This window comes from Tistlia sp., assembly GCF_040905785.1.
Taxonomy (GTDB): Bacteria; Pseudomonadota; Alphaproteobacteria; order Kiloniellales; family DSM-21159; genus Tistlia.
Genome location: NZ_JBBDQW010000041.1, coordinates 15792 through 33227, shown reverse-complemented (window position 1 = coordinate 33227; position 17436 = coordinate 15792). Strand labels below are relative to the sequence as shown.

At 70.9% G+C, this 17436-nt stretch carries 21 protein-coding genes and 1 pseudogene; 12 read left to right on the top strand and 10 right to left on the bottom strand.

What is annotated here, in order from left to right:
• Window positions 1-458: 458 nt before the first annotated feature.
• The 5 genes from WD341_RS10245 to WD341_RS10225 all read left to right on the top strand — a co-directional run bounded on the left by WD341_RS10245 (window position 459) and on the right by WD341_RS10225 (window position 3890).
• Window positions 459-1058: a sigma-70 family RNA polymerase sigma factor gene (locus tag WD341_RS10245; protein ID WP_368425351.1), complete on the top strand. Its 600-nt coding sequence runs from the start codon at window positions 459-461 to the stop codon at window positions 1056-1058.
• A 26-nt stretch (window positions 1059-1084) separates the two neighbouring features.
• A complete protein-coding gene (locus WD341_RS10240; RefSeq protein WP_368425350.1) occupies window positions 1085-1372 on the top strand; it encodes a hypothetical protein in 288 nt (95 codons plus the stop codon).
• A gap of 120 nt (window positions 1373-1492) precedes the next feature.
• A complete protein-coding gene (locus tag WD341_RS10235; protein ID WP_368425349.1) occupies window positions 1493-2209 on the top strand; it encodes a Crp/Fnr family transcriptional regulator in 717 nt (238 codons plus the stop codon).
• Window positions 2210-2296: 87 nt separating this feature from the next.
• Window positions 2297-2521: a hypothetical protein gene (locus WD341_RS10230; protein WP_368425348.1), complete on the top strand. Its 225-nt coding sequence runs from the start codon at window positions 2297-2299 to the stop codon at window positions 2519-2521.
• 205 nt (window positions 2522-2726) lie between these two features.
• The gene (locus WD341_RS10225) at window positions 2727-3890 is read left to right on the top strand and encodes an AI-2E family transporter (protein WP_368425347.1); all 1164 of its coding nucleotides are present in this window, start codon (window positions 2727-2729) and stop codon (window positions 3888-3890) included.
• Between the two features lie 47 nt (window positions 3891-3937).
• Here WD341_RS10225 and WD341_RS10220 read toward each other — a convergent pair whose 3' ends face one another.
• Both WD341_RS10220 and WD341_RS10215 read right to left on the bottom strand, forming a co-directional pair.
• The gene (locus tag WD341_RS10220; RefSeq protein WP_368425346.1) at window positions 3938-4387 is read right to left on the bottom strand and encodes a host attachment family protein; all 450 of its coding nucleotides are present in this window, start codon (window positions 4385-4387) and stop codon (window positions 3938-3940) included.
• A gap of 160 nt (window positions 4388-4547) precedes the next feature.
• A complete protein-coding gene (locus tag WD341_RS10215) occupies window positions 4548-5339 on the bottom strand; it encodes a response regulator (RefSeq protein WP_368425345.1) in 792 nt (263 codons plus the stop codon).
• Window positions 5340-5517: 178 nt separating this feature from the next.
• Between WD341_RS10215 and WD341_RS10210 the strand changes: the two genes are divergently transcribed.
• Complete coding sequence (locus WD341_RS10210; protein WP_368425344.1) at window positions 5518-5907, top strand: NepR family anti-sigma factor; 390 nt, start codon at window positions 5518-5520, stop codon at window positions 5905-5907.
• Window positions 5904-6449 carry a sigma-70 family RNA polymerase sigma factor gene (locus WD341_RS10205; RefSeq protein ID WP_368425343.1) on the top strand — a complete coding sequence of 182 codons (546 nt, stop codon included), beginning with the start codon at window positions 5904-5906 and terminating at the stop codon, window positions 6447-6449. Before WD341_RS10210 ends, WD341_RS10205 begins: the two co-directional genes overlap by 4 nt.
• Before the next feature lie 54 nt (window positions 6450-6503).
• Here WD341_RS10205 and WD341_RS10200 read toward each other — a convergent pair whose 3' ends face one another.
• Complete coding sequence (locus tag WD341_RS10200) at window positions 6504-6698, bottom strand: hypothetical protein (RefSeq protein WP_368425342.1); 195 nt, start codon at window positions 6696-6698, stop codon at window positions 6504-6506.
• A gap of 257 nt (window positions 6699-6955) precedes the next feature.
• On the opposite strand from WD341_RS10200, the gene WD341_RS10195 reads away from it, so the two are divergent.
• The 3 genes from WD341_RS10195 to WD341_RS10185 are packed head-to-tail and all read left to right on the top strand — an operon-like array spanning window position 6956 to window position 8795.
• Window positions 6956-7396, top strand: a complete 441-nt coding sequence (locus tag WD341_RS10195; RefSeq protein WP_368425341.1) for a hypothetical protein — start codon at window positions 6956-6958, stop codon at window positions 7394-7396.
• Entirely contained in the window at window positions 7393-7782 is a 390-nt protein-coding gene (locus WD341_RS10190) for a phage holin family protein (protein ID WP_368425340.1), read from the top strand. Before WD341_RS10195 ends, WD341_RS10190 begins: the two co-directional genes overlap by 4 nt.
• Window positions 7779-8795 carry a YqjD family protein gene (locus tag WD341_RS10185; RefSeq protein WP_368425339.1) on the top strand — a complete coding sequence of 339 codons (1017 nt, stop codon included), beginning with the start codon at window positions 7779-7781 and terminating at the stop codon, window positions 8793-8795. The genes WD341_RS10190 and WD341_RS10185 overlap by 4 nt, the downstream gene beginning before the upstream one ends.
• Before the next feature lie 81 nt (window positions 8796-8876).
• On the opposite strand, the gene WD341_RS10180 is transcribed toward WD341_RS10185, so the two are convergent.
• The 4 genes from WD341_RS10180 to WD341_RS10165 form a co-directional block, all read right to left on the bottom strand.
• The gene (locus WD341_RS10180; RefSeq protein ID WP_368425338.1) at window positions 8877-9143 is read right to left on the bottom strand and encodes a hypothetical protein; all 267 of its coding nucleotides are present in this window, start codon (window positions 9141-9143) and stop codon (window positions 8877-8879) included.
• A gap of 161 nt (window positions 9144-9304) precedes the next feature.
• Window positions 9305-11758, bottom strand: coding sequence for an HWE histidine kinase domain-containing protein (locus WD341_RS10175; RefSeq protein ID WP_368425337.1), 2454 nt, complete (start codon window positions 11756-11758; stop codon window positions 9305-9307).
• Between the two features lie 180 nt (window positions 11759-11938).
• Complete coding sequence (locus tag WD341_RS10170) at window positions 11939-13546, bottom strand: BCCT family transporter (RefSeq protein ID WP_368425336.1); 1608 nt, start codon at window positions 13544-13546, stop codon at window positions 11939-11941.
• Between the two features lie 95 nt (window positions 13547-13641).
• Window positions 13642-14055 (bottom strand): universal stress protein, encoded by a 414-nt coding sequence (locus WD341_RS10165; protein ID WP_368425335.1) that lies wholly within the window; start codon window positions 14053-14055, stop codon window positions 13642-13644.
• Window positions 14056-14303: 248 nt separating this feature from the next.
• On the opposite strand from WD341_RS10165, the gene WD341_RS10160 reads away from it, so the two are divergent.
• Window positions 14304-14690 carry a PilZ domain-containing protein gene (locus WD341_RS10160; protein WP_368425334.1) on the top strand — a complete coding sequence of 129 codons (387 nt, stop codon included), beginning with the start codon at window positions 14304-14306 and terminating at the stop codon, window positions 14688-14690.
• 206 nt (window positions 14691-14896) lie between these two features.
• Here the strand turns inward: WD341_RS10160 and msrA are convergent.
• Window positions 14897-15358: pseudogene (gene msrA, locus WD341_RS10155) on the bottom strand (peptide-methionine (S)-S-oxide reductase MsrA); the annotation flags it as partial.
• A gap of 11 nt (window positions 15359-15369) precedes the next feature.
• A complete protein-coding gene (locus WD341_RS10150; protein WP_368425333.1) occupies window positions 15370-15981 on the bottom strand; it encodes a hypothetical protein in 612 nt (203 codons plus the stop codon).
• Between the two features lie 143 nt (window positions 15982-16124).
• On the opposite strand from WD341_RS10150, the gene WD341_RS10145 reads away from it, so the two are divergent.
• Complete coding sequence (locus WD341_RS10145) at window positions 16125-16973, top strand: phytoene/squalene synthase family protein (protein ID WP_368425332.1); 849 nt, start codon at window positions 16125-16127, stop codon at window positions 16971-16973.
• 16 nt (window positions 16974-16989) lie between these two features.
• Here the strand turns inward: WD341_RS10145 and WD341_RS10140 are convergent, their stop codons facing one another.
• On the bottom strand, window positions 16990-17427 hold the full coding sequence (locus tag WD341_RS10140; protein WP_368425331.1) for a tellurite resistance TerB family protein: 438 nt from the start codon (window positions 17425-17427) through the stop codon (window positions 16990-16992).
• Window positions 17428-17436: the final 9 nt, after the last annotated feature.

Here is a 17436-nt window from a genome sequence, read left to right as displayed (position 1 = left end):
CCCCCCCCCCCCCCCCCCCCCCCCCCCCCCCCCCCCCTCGGCTGGAACTCCGGCAGGGGTGAGGCGGCCTCGATGGGCGGCGGCCGTCCGTCCGTGACCGTTGCGGCCATCCGCTCATGAACGTTGCGGCGATTGGCGCGTTGTGTTGGCGCGCGCGGCTGTTCCCTCGTCGGTTTCACCTCCCGGTCGACCGATCTCGCCATGCGGTCCCGCGTTGCGGGCTAGATGGTTAATAGGGACTTTCAATCGAGGCATTGAGGACAATATTGAAAGAGATCGGCAAGAGACATCATCGTCTCCCGCGAAATGCCAGTCGGAGGGCGGGCACGGTACTGAACATAGTAGAAATCCGATATAGTAGAAAGCCGATATGGTAGAAGGCCGATGTTGACATGACTTGATTTCGATGCGCGCAGACAAGGTATGTGTCATAGACCCTGCGGCGGAAAGAGGACGCGATGCAATCGGAAGTGACCACGGATTTGGCAGAACTCTTGCCGCGTCTTCGGGCCTACGCCCAGGTTTTGACGAAAAATAGCCACGATGCCGACGATCTCGTCCAGACTACCGTGGAGCGCGCTCTCAGTCGCATCGAGCTTTACCAGCCGGGCACCAACTTCAAGGCCTGGATGTTCACAATTCTTCGCAACTGCTACTTCACCGAGATGCGCAAGCGCTCGCGCCGCCCCGAGTCCGTCGATCCGGCCGACCATGAAGGGGCGCTGTCGGTCCCCGCGGTGCAGCAGAACGGCCTGGAGGTGCGCGACTTCTCGCGTGCCTTCGCCAAGCTCACGGAGATGGACCGCACGGTGCTGATCCTGGTCGGCGCGGAGGGCATGAGCTACCAGGAGGCGGCCGACGTGCTCGGCACGCCGATCGGCACGGTCCGCTCCCGGCTGTCACGGGCGCGCATGCGCCTCAAGGATCTGCTCGAGGGCACCGTCGCGCCGCTGCGGGGCGAGTCGCCTATGCGTGAGGGCACCGAGTCCCGCGCCGCCGGTTCCGAGCCCCGTGCCGGTGGCAAGGATGGTGGCCGCCTGGATGCGCTGGTCGGCTGATGGTACGCCCCGTTGCCGAGCACCCGGTGACGCCGGAGGCCGCGCCTGATCTTCCTCCTTCTGACCCTCCGGCTGCGGCGGCCGGCGGTGCCGCGCTCGCCGCCCTGTCGGTCTGCGAATCCCTGCTGATTTCCCTGATCGAGCGCGGCCTCGTGGATCCGGCGGAACTCGAGGATGTGCTGGGAGCCGCCTTCGAGGCCAACCTCAAGGCGGACTGCGCGCGCTACGGCCGGGCCGATCACGATCAGGCGACGGTGCTGATCCGCGAGTTGCTGGTGCGCTGCCAGACGACCTTGCCCGACCGCGCGAGCTGACGCGGATCGGCAACCCTCCTTGGCGCCCGGGCTTTCGACGCCTATACCGGCGGGATGCGGCAGCCGTGACGGCACCGCACCCGGACGCAGGCGTGGGGCCGCCCAGGATCGATGACCGCAATGCTCTTCCGAAAGCTCTCCAGCTTCTACCCGGTCTCGGGACGGGTCGAGGAGGCCTTCGCGGAGCTCTGCACGCGCCAGGTCAGCTTCGACCGCCAGGAAGCCATCCTCGAGGCGGGCCAAGCCTACCAGGGGATCTATCTGATCACCGAGGGCTGGGTCACCCGCTTCAAGCTGCTGCCGACCGGCGAGCGCCTGATCGTGAACTTCGCGCTGCCGGGCGACTTCATCTGCTTCAACGCGACGCTCTTTAGCAAGGCGGATCACTTCCTGACCGCCAAGACCGCGGTGACCGCCTTCGCCCTCGAGAAGAACCCCTTCGGCAAGCTGCTGGCACAGGATCCCGCGCTGGCGATCGCGCTCACCTGGGCCAACGCCCAGGAGGAAGCGATGCTGGCCGAGCGCCTGGCTTCGCTCGGCCGGCGCACGGCGCGGGAGCGCGTCGCCCACCTGTTCTGCGAGCTCTGGCGGCGGCTGCATCTGCTCGGCCTGACCGACAACGACCGCTTTCCGCTGCCGATCACCCAGGAGGACTTGGCCGACACGCTCGGCCTGAGCGCGGTCCACGTCAACCGCACCCTTCGTCAGCTGCGCGCGGAGGGGCTGATCGAACTCGGCACCAGCCACGTGCGGGTGCTCTCGAAGCAGGGCCTGGAGGCGGTCGCCGGCTTCGACGAGGGCTACCTGCATTTCACCGAAGTCCAGCACCTGCTCTGAACGCGTCGCCCGGGGCGTCCGGTCTCGGAACGCTGCTGCCGCCTGTGTCGTTCGCTCGGCATAGGACGAAGAGCGGAGGACGGCGAGATGACGCAGCACGACGGCAAGGAGCGGCGCGAGCTCGAGGAGAAGGGCGAGCGCCAGACGCGCCTGGAGAGCGACCCGATCCTGGGCGAAGGCCAGGGACAGCCGGGCCGTGCCGGTGGCAACCTAGCCCGCAAGGTCGGCACCCGCGACGAGAAGAAGCGGGCGTTCGAGCGGCCGGCGGGCACCTCCAGGGTCCGCAAGCAGGACGAGCGCGAGGGCGAGTAGCCAGCGGCAGGTTCTACCGCGCGAGAACGTGTAGGCAGGGCTGCGCGATTTCCCGTCGCCCCTCGAGGCCGAGGCCGGAACCGGCCGGTCACGGCCCGCGTTCGGTTCGGTCTCTGTTGCGCGACAGGCCGCCCGCCCCGGTTCACGAGCGGCCGGTCGAGTGCCCGCAGCGGTCGGCGGGGCGAATCAGGCGGAAGGCGGGCAGATGAGCCAGGGCGATGAGCAGATGCAGTCCGAGCGGGTGCCGTTGCTCAGCGGCACGGGCGTGCGCTTTGCGATCTTCACCTGCGCAATCATCCTCTTCGTGGGCATGCTCTACATCGCGCGGGACCTCCTGCTGCCGCTGACGCTGGCCTTCCTGGTCGCGCTGACCCTGAGCCCGATCGTGCGCGCCGGCCGCAAGCGGGGCGTGCCGCCCTTTGCCACCGCGGCCGTCCTGGTCCTGACCCTGACCCTGACGATCGTCGTCGGTCTCGGGCTGCTGACCCGGCCGGTCACCAACTGGATCCAGGAGGCACCGAGGATCAGCTACGAGCTGCGCAGCAAGCTCTACGAGCTGCGCCAGTCGGTCGAGCAGGTCTCGCAGGCCAGCAAGGAAGTCGAGAAGCTGACCGAGTCGGCCAAGGACCCCGAGGTCCAGCGCGTCTCGGTCGAGCAGCCGGGGTTCCTGCCGAGCGCCGCCGACGACCTCGTCGCGGTGCTCTCGATGCTGCTGCTGACCGCCATCCTGATCCTGTTCCTGCTCGGCTCGAGCGAGATGATCTACGAGAAGATCGTGCGCGTCCTGCCGACCATGACCGACAAGAAGCGGGCGCTGAGGCTGATCTTCGACATCGAGCGGACGGTCTCGCGCTACCTCTTGTCGATCACGCTCATCAACGTCGGCCTCGGCTTCTTCGTCGGCTCGGCCATGTGGCTGCTGGGCGTGCCGAGCCCGGTCCTGTGGGGCGTCGCTGCCGCGACCCTCAACTTCCTGCCCTACGTCGGCAACCTGATCGGCATCGCCCTGGTCGCCATGGTGTCCCTGGTCAGCTTCCCGACCCTGACCGAGGCGCTGCTGCCGCCGCTCGCCTACCTCGCCCTGACCAGCCTCGAAGGCCAGCTCGTCACGCCGCTGCTACTCGGCCGCAACCTCGAGATGAACGCCGTCGCGATCCTCATAGCCTTGGCCTTCTGGGGCTGGCTGTGGGGCCTCGCCGGCATGCTGATCGCCGTGCCGCTGCTGATCGTGATGAAGGCGGTCTGCGAGCACTTCGAGGACACCCGGGCGATCGCCGAGTTCCTGTCGCGAGGGACGCGGCCGATCCACCACGAGCCCGACACCCCCCTGTCGGGCCCCGCCAAGGCGCCGCCCCAGGCGGCCGACTAACCTACCCGGGTGACGCGGGCGGCCGGGGCGGGGGTCGCGCGGGAGCGCTACTTCGCCAGCAGCACCTTCTCGATCTGGTCGAGCGGGTGGTTGGTCAGGGTCTTGTCGAGGGTGCCGACGATGCGCGCCTCGACCTCCGGGTGGAAGGCGCGGCGGAGCTCGCCCAGGATCCTCGGCGGCGCCACGACGACGAGGCGCTCGAAGGCACGGGCGTGGGCCGCCTTGTAGAGGATCTCCGCAATCCCGGCCGCGAAGCGGTCCTCCTCGAGCTGATGCCAGTCGGTCTGCTCGACGGCGCTGCGCTGCTGGACGCCGCGATCCTGCAGCCGGCCCGGGCGGTCGGCGCCCTGCTCGCGGGTCGGCGGGTTCTCCTGGCGCCGGACGTCGAAGGTCTCCAGCGCCGGCTGCACGCCGTCGCCGGCGTTGCGCAGGAACAAGGCCTTCTTGCCGTCGCCGACGACCACCCAGTCGTTGTGGTGCAGGGTCACGGGCATCATTGCTGGTCTCCTTCTGGCAATCTGAGCCACCCGGCGGCCGTTCCGGCCGCCTCGACGGCTTTCAGGGCGCCGCCGCTCCGGGCAGCGCCCCACTCCGGAACGAGGCCCTTGCGCGAGCCGTTCCACCGACACTTACCTTGGGGATGGTGCGCCAGAGGCGCTAGGCGACGATGCGGTCGCGGGGGCGGGCGGCGCGGTCGAAGAACAGCGCCTGGCCGATCAACGCCAGCACGGTATCGGCCGAATAGGGCTTGGTGACGACAAAGGCCGGCTCCGGCCGCTGGCCCGAGAGCAGCTGCTGCGGATAGGCCGTAATGAACATCACCGGCACCGAGAGATTGACCAGCAGCTCGTTCACGGCATCGAGGCCGGAGCTGCGGTCGGCGAGCTGTATGTCGGCGAGCACCAGCCCCGGCGGGTGCGCGGCGGCCAGCTCCAGCGCCTCGCGGTGGGTGCTGGCGATGCCGCTGACGCGGTGCCCGGCGCCCTCGACGAGCGCTTCCAGGTCGAGCGCGATGACCGGCTCGTCCTCGATGATCAGGATCTGGGTCGAGAGCTGGCGGGAGATTTCGCGCGAGGCGGCGGCGATCAGCCGGCTCGCGGCGGCCGGCGTCACGTCCATCGACTCGGCCACCTCCTCGAGCCGGAAGCCTTCCAGGGTGCTTAGCAGGAAGGCTTGGCGCGAGACCGGAGTCAGGCGGCGCAGCGACTGCTCGGGCGGCGTGGTAACCGCGTCGCGCTCGGCCGAATGCAGCGCGCGGAACCTCGAGAGCAGGAGGCTGTAGAGCGCCAGGCGTGGGCTGGATGCGCCCGCCGCCAAGCCTGGCCGCGTGATCAGCGTCTGCAGCACCGCCGCCACGTAATCGTCGCCCTTCAGCTGGCTGCCGGTGAGAGCGCGCGCGAAGCGTCGCAGGTAGGGCAGATGCACTTCGAGGTCATGGGAAATGGACATGGCACCCCACCTGGTCCGCGGCCTTGCAGCAACCCGATGCTCCTGGCCCACGCCTACTGGCTTTACGTGCACTTCGTGGCAACTTTTTGCCCGCGGTGGAACGCCTCAGAAGCGCCGGAGGTTCCCGGACGGCGGGAGACGGGTTGCCCCGCGCCGGAACTGGGGGATCGACCGCGCGTTGCAGTTTCTGCTACAGCAAGCCTACGATAATATGCGCGAGCGCCGAAACCTGCGCGAGCCTCGACATGCGTCTCTGCTGGGCTGTGTTCATCCGTCGCCGGTCAATAACCAAAAGTGGCAGCTATTGATGTCAGATGCAACCAATAGAGCGAACGCCGCGGGTCGCAAGGCGGGGGAGCGCGAGGCGCAGGAGTCCCCTCAGCGGGACAAGGCGCTGCCGGAGCAGACATCGCAACGAATCCGCGACGAGCTCATGGCCTACTACGACGGTCTGGTGAACGAGCCGCTGCCGGACCGCTTCGTCCAGTTGCTGCAGCAGCTCGAGCAACGCGAGAAGGCGGGCCAGAAGGCGGAGCGGGGCGAACGCTCGGGCGGCGGTGACAAATGACCCAGTTCGTGGCTCGTGACGAACTGATCGCCGCGATTCCGTCGCTGCGGGCCTTCGCGATCTCGCTGTGCGGGCGCACCGACCAGGCCGACGACCTGGTGCAGGACACTCTGGTCAAGGCCTGGGGCAACATCGCCACCTATACGCCCGGCACCAACCTGCGCGCCTGGCTGTTCACCATCCTGCGCAACAGCTTCTACTCGCAGCTGCGCAAGCGCCGACGCGAGGTCGAGGACGTCGACGGCGTCCACAGCGGCGCGCTCTTCGTCGAGGCCAGCCAGTCCGAGCACATCCGGATGCGCGAGTTCCGCAGCGCGCTCGGCCTGTTGCCCGAGGACCAGCGCGAGGCGCTGATCCTGGTCGGTGCCGCAGGCTACTCCTACGAGGAGACGGCCGAGATCTGCGGCTGCGCCGTCGGCACGATCAAGAGCCGCGTCAACCGCGCGCGGCGCAAGCTGGCGGCCCTTCTCGACGAGGAGTTGGGTGGCGAGGCCGACAGCGCGCCGGTGCGCGTCGAGCAGCTCGCCTCGGCCTTCCGCTGAGCACGCCGGGCTCGGGCTGAGCCGGCGCGGCTCGGCGACGGCGCTGCGGGGGATTCAGTCCCCCCGACGTGCCTGCAGGGGCGGGCGCCCCTTGCGCTCCCCGGGCTGTCCCGGCTTGGCCGCATAGGCGGCAATCGCGCCTTCGAGATCGCTCTTGCGCTCGGCTTCGGCGGCATCGAGCGACCGGCCTTCGAGCCTGCTGAACTCGCGCATCGCCGCTTCGTATTCCGCGTCCGATCTCAGCTTCATTTCCTGCTCCAGCCTGGGCGGGCCTGGGGCCGCGCCGGACTGCGTGAAACGCCGGGCGCGCCTCCGCGGTTCCGGCCGCAGGCACGCCCTCCGCCGCGGCCGAGCCCCTGGAACTTCGCCCGCCGGGCGACGTTTGCAGTGCGAAGATGCCGCGATTGTCCCGGATCGTCCTGGGCCGCCGCCCGGGCCGGCCCTGGCTCCAACCGTTGCTGCATCCCCCGCAGCGGCAGCGCCAGCGCTAGCAGGAAAGGGTCCCTATGACCGACGAGACCAAAGAGACGACCCCCCGGCAGGGAGCCGAGGAGATGGCGCGCGATGCGGCGCATCTGCTGACCGATACGGTCAAGGCCCGCACCGGCGACCTCGTCTACGCCGTCGGCGAGGCCCTGCGCGCCGGCAGCGACAGCTTGGCCAAGAACGAATACGGCCTGGCCGCCGACTGCTTCGATTCCGCCGCCCGACGCGTCGAGGTGTTCTGGCAGGAGATCGAGAGCTCCGGCGAGGCCGCCGCCTCGTCCGGCTCCGTCGCGCCGCTCGGCCGGCGCCTCAGGTCCAATCCCACGCTCGCCTACGGTGCGGCGCTCGCGGCCGGCTTCCTGGTCGGCGCCTTCCTGCGCGCCGGCCTCGACGAGCCCGACGAGGGTCCGGCGGGTGGCGGCTTCGACCAGCCCCGGTACGGGCCGGGCGGGACGCCATGACCGTGGAGGGTCCCTCCACCTTCACCGTCCTGCTGCGGGGCCTGCTCGACGATCTCGGGCGCCTGTGGCGCGGCGAGCTGGAGCTCGCCCGCCTCGAGCTCGAGGACAAGCTACACCAGCTGCTCGGCGGTATCTGGATGCTCGGCGGCGGCATGGTCTTCGCCATCGTCGCCCTGGTCCTGGCCGCTCAGGCCCTCGTCGAGGCGCTGACACAGACCATGGAGCCCTGGCTGGCCAACCTGGTGGTTGCCGGCGGTGCGCTGCTGCTCTGCCTGATCTTCCTCCTGGCCGCGAGGCGCGCGCTGGCAGCCAGGAACCTGAAACCGACACGCACGCTGCGCAGCCTGTCCAAGGATGCGGATGCCATACAGGAGGCCATCGAATGACCAATCATCGTGACGATCTCGACCGTGCCGAGCGCACCATCGACGCAGCCCGCGCGGCGATCGAGGAGCGCCTGGAGGCGCTCGAGGCGCGGCTGACCTCCAAGGAGACGGTCCAGGACGCGCTTGGCTACGCCCGCCGCGTCGGCGCGGGTGGCCGCGACGTCGCCGAAGGCGTCGTGCGGACCGCCCGCGACAACCCGATCCCGACCGCCCTGGTCGGCCTCGGCCTCGGCTGGCTCGCCTACGAGTTGCTGCGCGACCGTCCCGACCGCGAGACCTACTACGACCCCTACGAGCCCTTCGAGCCGGGCCGGGGCTCGGGCGAGGAGTCGCACCGGTTCGGCGGTGTCCGCGAGCGGGCCCGCGACGCCGGACAGGTGGCCGGCGAGAAGGCGCAGGACTATGCCCATCGCGCTGGCGAGTACGCCAGCGACTACGCCCATCGCGCCGGCGAGTACGCCAGCGATTACGCCCATCGCGCTGGCGAGTACGCGAGCGACTACGCCCACCGGGCCGGCGACGCCGTGCGCCACGGCGGCGAGTCGGCCGACCGCTTCGTTCGGCAGCATCCGCTGGCGACCGGCGCCACCGTGTTCGCGGTCGGCGTGGCTCTCGGCGCGCTGGTGACCAGCTCCGCCGACGACCGGCGCGCCCTGCGCCGGCGCATGGACGACACCGCGCGCTCCGCGCGCCGCCGCTTCCACGAGGAGGCCGACCGGGCACGCGCCGTGGCCAGTGCCGCGGCCGAGGCGGCGCGCGAGGAGGCCCGCCGGCAGACCGGCGGCAGCGAGGACGAGTCCGCGGGCGGCGGCAAGAAGTCCGGCGCCGGCAAGGCTGGGGCCGGCAGCGGCACCGCGACGGGCCCCGGTGCCACGAGTTCCGCCGCGGGCGGCAGCGGTTCCAGCACGGGCGGCAGCGGTTCCAGCACGGGCGGCAGCGGCAGTGCCTCCAGCACGGCCGGAAGCGGCAGTGCCGGTGCGCCCCAGGGCGGTCCCAAGCCGACCGGCGGCTGAGGCTGCGGTCCGGCCGAGAAGGCAAAGAAAAAGGGCGTTGCCGCTGGCAACGCCCTTTCTTCGTTCTGCCGGCCGGTCGGCTCAGTGCGCCGGTTCGAGCTCGGGGATCAGGTCGAGCACGTAGACCTGGTCGATGCCCTTCAGGTCGGCGTGCATGCGCGCCTGGTCGAGCGCAACCGACAGGCTGTCCAGCGAGGCGCTGACCAGGGTCGGACGCTTCCCCAGCGTGTAGGAGTAGATCTCGGTCACCGGCTGGGCGCCGGCGTCGAGACGATGCACGACCTGGACCAGGGGTCTGTCCCACTCCTCGATCGGCTCGTTCTCTTTTAGGAAGATCGTCTGACACATCGGTCATATGCTCCGCAGGAGGGCTTCACTGCGCGTTGAACGGCGGAGCTGCCTCCGCGGTTCCCTCGGGTCCGGCCGGGCCTCCGGGCGGCTCCCCAGCCTGCGACGGCGGCTCCCGGATCGTGTTCTTTTGGAGGCGCCGGCGCTGCGCTCGGCCACCTCTATCCCGCCGCGGGCCGCTCGGTGAGCTGGCCGATCAGGGCACCGATGTTGCCGTGGACGAAGGGCTTGGCGATCGAGGGGCGGTCGGCGAAGGCGGCGGGCAGGGCGTGATCGTCGCTGAGGGCCGAGACGAAGCCGAATGGAATGCCCAGCTCCGCCAGGCGCTCGGCCAGGGGAAAGACGCTCTCCTCGCCAAGATGGATGTCGAGGATCGCGGCCTCAAGCCCAGGCAGCTCGGCCAGGGCCAGGCCCTCGGCCAGGCTTCCGGCGGGCCCGATCGGCTCGTGCCCGAGCGTCTCGATGATGCTCCGCAGCTGTTCGGCCACGGCCCAGGTGTCCTCGACGATCAGGACCTTGCGGGAGCGCGGTCCGTCGGCGGCCGGCGGGTGCCGATCGCCGTCGCCTCCCTCGCGGGCGGCCTCTTCCCGGATCGCCGCGGGCGCCGCCGTGCGGCCGGGCAATCCGGTCTCGCCGGCGGCCTCGGCCGCCTCGGCCTCCCTGGCCGCGACGAACTGCCCGAGGGGTATCGCGATCCGGTAGCTCAGCCCGTCGGCCGTGAAGCTGAGCTCGCTATCGGCGCCCAGGTCCTTCGGAACCATCCGCTTCAGAACCGTCATGCCGAAGCCGTCGGCGGTAGGCGGTGCCGGCGCCGCACCGCCGTGCTCGATCCACTCGAAGCGCACCAGCGGCTCGCTTCCGGTTTCGTCGAGCTCCCAGATGGCCGAGACCCGGCCGCCGCGCCGGGTCAGGGAGCCGTGCTTGGCGGCGTTGGTCGCCAGCTCGTGCAGCGCTAGGCTGAAGGATTGGGCGGCCTTGGGCGCCAGCACCAGGGTCGGCCCCTGGATGCGGACCTGCTCGCTGTCCTGGGAGGCGTAAGGTGCCAGCTCGGAAGCGAGCAGCGTGCGCAGGTTGGCGCCGGTCCAGCGCGAGGCGCTGAGCAGCGAATGGGCGTCGGCCATCGCCCGGATCCGGCCCTCCAGGGTGGCGATGAACTCGCCGGTGTTCTGGTGGCGCCGCCCGGTCTGGCGGGCGATGGCGTTGACGTTGGCCAGGATGTTCTTGACCCGGTGGTCGAGCTCCGCCATCAGCAGCTCGCGCCGCTGGTACTCCTCCTTCAGCAGGCTGATGTCCTCGACGACGCCGACGATGTGGCCGTCGCGCCGATGGTGGCCGCCGAACCGCCGCCCGCGGATGCCGACCCAACGCTGACCGCTCCGCTCGCCGCCGCCGACGCGGACCTCCGGCCACGCCAGGCTGCCGCTGCGCCGCGCCTCGGCCAGGACTCGAACGGCGGCCCGCTGCTCCTCCGGCGGCAGCAGGCGGGCCAGCTCGACCAGCCGGGCGGTATCCTGATGGGGCTCGCGCAGGCCGAGCAGGCGGCGCGCCCGCGCGTCGAGCGTCACCCGGTTGCTCGCCACGTCCCATTCCCAGGTGCCCATGCCGGCCGCTTCGAGCGCGACGCTGCGGCGTTCCGCGAGCTCGTGAACCTCATGCTCCGCCCGCTTGCGCTCGGTGACGTCGCGGGCGATTCCGAACAGGTGCGCCGCGGCACCCTCGTCCGATCCGAAGGCCGCGCCGACGCAGGAGAGCCATCGGGTCCTGCCCTGGGCCCCGGCAACGCGGAACTCGATCTCGAAGACTTTGCCGGCGGCGGCCGCATCCCGGAGCGTCCCGCGCAGCGCCTCCCGGTCGTCGGGATGCACCTGCTCGAGGAGCTTCCGGCCGCTGGCCGCCGTGCCTTCGGGCAGGCCGAGCAACGCGCAGGTGCGCGCGTCCCAACCGGCTCGGTCGCTTTCGGGATGCCACTCCCAGGTGCCCATGCGGGCGGCGTCCAGGGTGAAGCTCAGGCGCTGGCCGGCGCGCTCCAGCGCGGCGACCCGGTCGTGGCGCTCCAGGGCCACGAACAGCAGCTGCGCCACGACCTGGAGGAAGCCGAGATCCTCCTCGTCGAAGGTCCTGGCGCGGTCGTCGTAGACCCCGAGCACCCACCTGGGGCCGCCGGCAGGGCCGATCGGGACGCTGGCGCCGCTGACCACGCCGTGCGCCGCCTGCAGCGGCGCGGCAGCGAAGCGCCGCTCGGCCGAGAGGTCGGCGACCTTGACCGGCTCCCCGGCGGCGAGGGTGTAGCCGGCCTGGTAGGCCGGGCCGTCGGGCAGGGCGCTTCCCTCGCTCGGCGCTGCCTGCCATCCGGCGCTCGCGCACAGGAGCAGCCGGTCCTCTTCGGGCCGGCGCTCCAGGATCTCGGCGAAGCGGCAGTCGAGCCCGGCGGCCAGCAGGACGGCCGCCCGCTCGAGCAGCCTCGGCTGCTCGCCCGCCTCGGCTAGTCGGCCGAGCTCGAGGAGCGCCTCCTGCCGGCGGCTCCGCTGCTCCAGGCGCCGGCGCAGGTCGCCATTGGCCGCCTCCAGCTCGGCGACTTTCGCTGCCAGGCCTCCGTCCGCTGCCGTCTCCTCCATCGGCTCTCCCCGTTCGAGGGCCTTGCGCCTCGTTCGAGGACCGGGAGGGTCGGGATTGCCGGTCTGCCCGGTGCCGCGCCCCCCCAATGGTCCTCGGCTGCCCGCTGTTAAGCGCGCGAGGCGACCGGTCGGTTCCCGGGCGGTCGCTCGCCCTTGATCGGGCGTGGGGAGGGGCGGGCGCTAGCTCCTCGGCTCGGCCATCAGTCCCTTGACCAGGCCGAAGCAGCCGAGCAGCAGCACGAGGGTGAAGGGCAGGCCGGTGGAGACCGCCGCCGCCTGGAGCGCCGCCAGGCCGCCGCCGAGCAGCAGGGCGATCGCCACCAGGCCCTCGAAGCTCGCCCAGAACACGCGCTGCGGCACCGGCGCGTCGATCTTGCCGCCGGCGGTGATCGTATCGATGACCAGCGAGCCCGAGTCGGAGGAGGTCACGAAGAACACGATGACCAGGACGATGCCGACGAAGGAGGTGATGCCGGCCAGCGGCAGCTCGCTCAGCATGGTGAAGAGCTTGAGCTCGAGCGGCGCGTCGGCCAGGGCCTGCAGGCCACCGTCGAGCAGGCCGATGGCGGTGCCGCCGAAGGCGGTCATCCAGAACACCGAGACCAGGGAGGGGATCAGCAGCACGCAGATCATGAACTCGCGCACCGTGCGACCCCGGCTGACCCGGGCGATGAACATGCCGACGAAGGGCGACCAGGAGATCCACCAGGCCCAGTAGAAGGAGGTCCAGCCCTGGCTGAAGTTGGCGTCCTCGCGGCCGAAGGGATTCGACAGGGCCGGCAGGTACTCGACGTAGGCGAGCAGGTTCTTGAAGAAGCCGGTGACGATGGCGAGCGTCGGCCCGACGATCACGACGAACAGCAGCAGCAGGATCGCCAGCACCATGTTGATCTCGGACAGGCGCTTGACGCCGGCGTCCAGGCCGGCGACCACCGAGACCAGGGCGATGGCGGTGATGCCGACGATCAGCAGGACCATCGAGAGGTCGCCGACCGGCAGGCCGAACAGGAAGTTGAGGCCGGCGTTCGCTTGCTGCGCGCCGATGCCGAGCGAGGTCGCGAGGCCGAACAGCGTCGCGAAGACCGCCAGGATGTCGATGACATGGCCGGTCCAGCCCCAGACCCGCTCGCCGAAGATCGGGTAGAAGATCGAGCGCATCGAGAGCGGCAGGCCCTTGTTGTAGGCGAACAGGCCCAGGGCCAGGGCGACGATGGCATAGATCGCCCAGGGGTGCAGGCCCCAGTGGAAGATCGTCGCCGCCATGCCGAGCCGCCGGGCCGCCTCGGGGTCGCCGGCGGCGCCGTCGAGCGGCGCCCAGCTGTCCGGGGTGCCGGCAGTCTCGGCGAGCGAGGTCGTGAAGTGCGAGATCGGCTCGGAGACGCCGAAGAACATCAGGCCGATGCCCATGCCGGCCGCGAACAGCATGGCGAACCAGCCGGCGTAGGAATAGTCCGGCCGGGCGTCGCGCCCGCCCAGGCGGACCTTGCCGAGCGGCGTCACGATCAGGGCCAGGGCGAGCAGGACGAAGATGTTGGCGGCGAGCAGGAAGAGCCAGTCGAAGGTCGAGGTCACGGCCGGTCGCAGCCAGCCGAACATCTCTCCTGCCGTCGTCGGCAGCAGCAGCGCGAAGGCCACGAAGGCGACGATGGTCAGCCCCGAGATCATGAAGACGGGATTGTGGATGTCCATCCCGAAGGGGCCGATCTGGGGCTGGATGTTGTCCTGCCCGAGCTCGTAGTCGGTCTCGATCGGGGTGGTCGGGCCTTCGCTCTCTGGTTGGTCGGACATGAACGCTTCTCCCCCTCGCTTTGCTGTGGCTGCGCCGACGTTGTCGCGCCTTGCTGCCGCCGCTCCTGTCGTCCCGCCTTCGTGGCGGGGGCCGGCTAGCGGACCAGCAGCACCGAGACCCGCGCATGGGCGGCGACGGCGCCGCCGTGGGAGGCGAAGACGTGGTCGGCCAGGCCGGGCACGTGCGAGGCCATGACGACCAGGTCGGCACCGGCGTCCCCGATCGCCTCGAGCAGCTGATGCGACAGGTCGACGGCGGGATCGTGGCTGGTCCGGGCGATCGAGCTGGCGCTGAGGCCGTGGGCCGCGCCCTGCCGCTCCGCGTACTCGTGGAGCTTGCGCGAATATTCTTCGGGCGTGTGGGCCACTTCGCTGGGGGTTGTCGTAGTTATCCCGACGAAGTGCAGCGATGCACCATAATGCTTCGCCAGATCCGTCGCCGTGTCGATCGACCGCTCGAGCCCATCGAGGTGCGCCAGATCCACCGGGACCAGAATTTTCCGGTACATGTTTTGGCTCCCCCCTTCGCGAAGGGCAGGCATTCCTGCCCGCCGGTACTTCGACTCCTACCCGGGACGCTAGCATTCTCGGCGCGGTATTTGAAGACGTCTGTGCGGACGCGTCCCGGCAGGCTCGAAGGCCCGCAAGAGTTGCCACGGAGGCGAGGAATTTGCGACCTTCAGGTTTGTCGTTAACGCGATGGTAACGACAACCTCTCACTGTCGAGGGTTAGGCACTTTCCCGATTCGAAGCGACGATGACACCGGCAGAGCAAACCCGACCCGAGCAGGCCGAGCGCAGAACCGCCGATCGCCATCCTCCGGACGAGGCGATCGGCATCGAGCTGCTGGCCGATGGGCGGCGCTTGCGCGGCATTGTCCGCGACGTTTCCGTAAAGGGCATGAAGCTGGCTCTCGGCGAATTCGATTCGGAAAGCTGGCCGGAGGGCTGGGCGGCCGGCTGCCCCGTCGGCAGCCGGGTCCTGATCGAGCATCCGGTAGCCGGGACCTTCCGCGGCGTCTGCATCTGGAGCCAGGGGCGCGAGCTTGGCATCGAGCTCCTCGAGCCGACGCGCGAGATCGAGCGCGTCCTCCAGTGCATCTGCCTGCTGATCGGGCCGCCCAGCTCGAGCCAGCCGCGCTAGCTGCTGCAGCCGCCTGCGGGCGGTCTCTTGCTCGTCCGGGGCGCCTCCGGCACCTCCCGCTCCCCGCTCGCGGTGCCGACCTCCCCCTCGCGGTGGCGCCGCCCCGACAAGCCGGTCCAGAAGCCGTTCATGAGCGCCGCAATGCCTGTTCCGAGGCGCGTAGCGGCGGTCGGCGTCGAGCCGGCTTCCTGCCTCATCGGAACAGCCGCCTGAGCGAGCCCGTGCCGGGCGAGGTACTGCTGGTGGCCGTCCTCGGCGCGCCAGAAATCGCCGGCCCGCTCGATCGTCGTGGCGATCCGACGGCGGTGCCGGCCCGAGTCGGCCAGGGCCTGCCGGCTGGCCTCGGCGGCGGCGCGCTGTTCCTCGTCCCCGACGAAGAGGACGCTGCGGTACTGGGTGCCGCGGTCCCGGCCCTGGCGGTTCACCTGGGTCGGGTCGTGGAGCTGCCAGAACAGGGCGAGCAGGGCGTCGTAGGAAATGCGCTCGGGATCGAAGGTCACCTGCACCGTCTCGGCGTGGCCGGTGGCGCCGCTGCAGACCTGGCGGTAGGTCGGATTGGGCGTGGTCCCGCCCATGTAGCCGACGGCCGTCCCGGTCACACCCGGCTGCTGGGCGAAGGCCTCCTCGACGCCCCAGAAGCAGCCCGCCGCGAAATGCCCCCGTGCCATCTTCCCGAGCCTCACAGCAGGTGGCGGGCCGCGACCATCAGGAACAGCATCGGCAGCGACAGCACCAGGTTGATCCGGGTGCCGGCGAGCGCGCGCCGGGCGGCGAGGACCCGCCGGTCCGGCTCGCCCCCCGCCAGGCCGACCGCAATGCGCTGCTCGGGCCAGATGAACAGCCAGAGGTTCGCGATCATGAGGATCGCCAGCCATATGCCGAGGCCGATGGCGGCGTGGCGCGCGACCGCGAAGCCCTCGATGGCGCCCAGGCTCAGCGCCTGCGCCAGGTAGCCCTCGAGCCCGGCCAGCAGCAGTCCGGTGGCGGCGACCGCCAGTCCGGCCCAGCGCATCCAGAGGACGACGGCCGGGCCGAGAATCTTGGCGACACCCGGGCGGACCTCCTCGGGCAGGCGCGGCATGATCGGCAGCAGCACCAGGTTGACGTACCAGAGCAGGCCGACCAGCAGGATGCCGGCGCCGATGTGCAGCCAGCGCACGGCGAAGGACCAGAAAGCGCCCGACCCGAGGTCCGGCGCCGCGGCGCCCGGCAGGGCGAAGGCGAGCAGCGGCACGACCAGCAGCAGGCCGAGCAGCAGGCTGCGCACCGGCGACTTCAGGATGGTGTCCATCGCGGCTTCTCCTCGGGACCGCCTGGCGCCGGCGGGAGGCGTCGCTCGGCGTCGAAGCGCCGGCCGGTTCGGCTTGCCCGCGTCCCGCGTTGGGCCTATCTGGCTTGTACCCCTTCGCAGCGCCTCTTGCCAACGGCGGCCTCTTGCCCGATCTCCCGCGCCTTTCCTACTGCGCCGCCCTGGCGCGCCGCCACGATCCCGACCGCTACGCTGCCGCGCTCTTCGCGCCGCCCGCGCGGCGCGAGACGCTGTTCGCGCTGCTCGCCTTCAACCACGAGGTCGCCAAGACCGCCGAGGTCGTCTCCGAGCCCCTGCTCGGCCAGATCCGCCTGCAGTGGTGGGAGGAGGCGCTCGAGGCGCTGTTCGCCGGCCGCGCCCGGGGCCACGAGGTGCTGGAGGCCCTGGCGCCTGCGATCGCCGCCGGCGGCCTGCCGCGCGCCGCCTTCGCGCGCATCCTCGAGGCGCGCCGCGGGGACCTGGAGCCGGGGCCGCCGCCCGACCTCGACAGCCTGGAGCGCTACTGCGACGACAGCTCGGCGGCGCTGCTCGAGCTCGAGCTGGCCGCGCTCGGCGCCGAGGACGAGGGCGCGCGCCTGGCGGCGCGCCAGCTCGGCATCGCCTGGGCGCTGGTCGGCCTGCTGCGCGCGCTGCCCTTCCACGCCCGACTGAAGCGGCTCTACCTGCCGGGCGACCACCTGGCCGCCGCCGGCGTCGCGCCGGAGCAGGTCTTCGCCTTCGCGCCTTCGGAGGCGCTCTCGGGCGTGGTCATGCGGATTGCGGGGCGCGCGGCGGAGCGCCTGGCCGAGGCCGAGCCGGCGGTGCGGCGGCTGCCCCGGCAGGCGCGGGCGCCGCTGCTGATCGCGGCACCGGCGCGCCGCTACCTGCGGCGGCTCGCCGCCGCCGGCTACGATCCCTTCGATCCGGCGGTCGCGGCGGACCTGCCGCAGCGCGCCTGGCTGATGGCCTGGGCGCTGGCCACGCGACGCTGCTGACGGTCGGGCGTCCCGCTCAGGCGCCCAGGTAGTCGGGCAGCGGCGTGCCCAGCGCCTCGGCGATGCGAACGGCGGTGCCCCGCTCGGTCTCGGTGAAGCCGCCGTCGGCTCGGCACAGCGCGATGCAGAGCTTGAGCAGAAGGATCGCCGCCTCCTGGTCGTCGGCGATGCGCCGGATCGACGCCAGCGCCTCCGCCTCGCCGGCCTCGCGGTCGCCGACCAGCGCCTCGACGAAGTCGTTGAAGCGGTTGACCGCCTCGTGCGGGTCGAAGGCCTGGAGCTCCTTCAGGCAATCGAGCATCTGGTCGAGGCGCATGCGCTCGGAGAAGCTGACCTTGCCGTCGGCGGTCGCGACCAGGGCGCAGGCCGCCATGGTGGCTTCCATGAAGGGGCGGTGCCGGGTCCGCTCGTTCTGCTGGCGCAGGGCGTCCCGCAACTGGCCGATTATCGACATGCGGCCCTG

What these genes read in the sequence shown, in the direction of transcription:
- WD341_RS10245 (WP_368425351.1), top strand. Translation starts at nt 459, where the DNA reads ATGCAATCGGAAGTGACCACGGATTTGGCAGAACTCTTGCCGCGTCTT.
- WD341_RS10235 (WP_368425349.1), top strand. Translation starts at nt 1,493, where the DNA reads ATGCTCTTCCGAAAGCTCTCCAGCTTCTACCCGGTCTCGGGACGGGTC.
- WD341_RS10230 (WP_368425348.1), top strand. Translation starts at nt 2,297, where the DNA reads ATGACGCAGCACGACGGCAAGGAGCGGCGCGAGCTCGAGGAGAAGGGC.
- WD341_RS10225 (WP_368425347.1), top strand. Translation starts at nt 2,727, where the DNA reads ATGAGCCAGGGCGATGAGCAGATGCAGTCCGAGCGGGTGCCGTTGCTC.
- WD341_RS10220 (WP_368425346.1), bottom strand. Translation starts at nt 4,387, where the DNA reads ATGATGCCCGTGACCCTGCACCACAACGACTGGGTGGTCGTCGGCGAC.
- WD341_RS10215 (WP_368425345.1), bottom strand. Translation starts at nt 5,339, where the DNA reads ATGTCCATTTCCCATGACCTCGAAGTGCATCTGCCCTACCTGCGACGC.
- WD341_RS10205 (WP_368425343.1), top strand. Translation starts at nt 5,904, where the DNA reads ATGACCCAGTTCGTGGCTCGTGACGAACTGATCGCCGCGATTCCGTCG.
- WD341_RS10200 (WP_368425342.1), bottom strand. Translation starts at nt 6,698, where the DNA reads ATGAAGCTGAGATCGGACGCGGAATACGAAGCGGCGATGCGCGAGTTC.
- WD341_RS10195 (WP_368425341.1), top strand. Translation starts at nt 6,956, where the DNA reads ATGACCGACGAGACCAAAGAGACGACCCCCCGGCAGGGAGCCGAGGAG.
- WD341_RS10190 (WP_368425340.1), top strand. Translation starts at nt 7,393, where the DNA reads ATGACCGTGGAGGGTCCCTCCACCTTCACCGTCCTGCTGCGGGGCCTG.
- WD341_RS10185 (WP_368425339.1), top strand. Translation starts at nt 7,779, where the DNA reads ATGACCAATCATCGTGACGATCTCGACCGTGCCGAGCGCACCATCGAC.
- WD341_RS10180 (WP_368425338.1), bottom strand. Translation starts at nt 9,143, where the DNA reads ATGTGTCAGACGATCTTCCTAAAAGAGAACGAGCCGATCGAGGAGTGG.
- WD341_RS10175 (WP_368425337.1), bottom strand. Translation starts at nt 11,758, where the DNA reads ATGGAGGAGACGGCAGCGGACGGAGGCCTGGCAGCGAAAGTCGCCGAG.
- WD341_RS10170 (WP_368425336.1), bottom strand. Translation starts at nt 13,546, where the DNA reads ATGTCCGACCAACCAGAGAGCGAAGGCCCGACCACCCCGATCGAGACC.
- WD341_RS10165 (WP_368425335.1), bottom strand. Translation starts at nt 14,055, where the DNA reads ATGTACCGGAAAATTCTGGTCCCGGTGGATCTGGCGCACCTCGATGGG.
- WD341_RS10160 (WP_368425334.1), top strand. Translation starts at nt 14,304, where the DNA reads ATGACACCGGCAGAGCAAACCCGACCCGAGCAGGCCGAGCGCAGAACC.
- WD341_RS10150 (WP_368425333.1), bottom strand. Translation starts at nt 15,981, where the DNA reads ATGGACACCATCCTGAAGTCGCCGGTGCGCAGCCTGCTGCTCGGCCTG.
- WD341_RS10140 (WP_368425331.1), bottom strand. Translation starts at nt 17,427, where the DNA reads ATGTCGATAATCGGCCAGTTGCGGGACGCCCTGCGCCAGCAGAACGAG.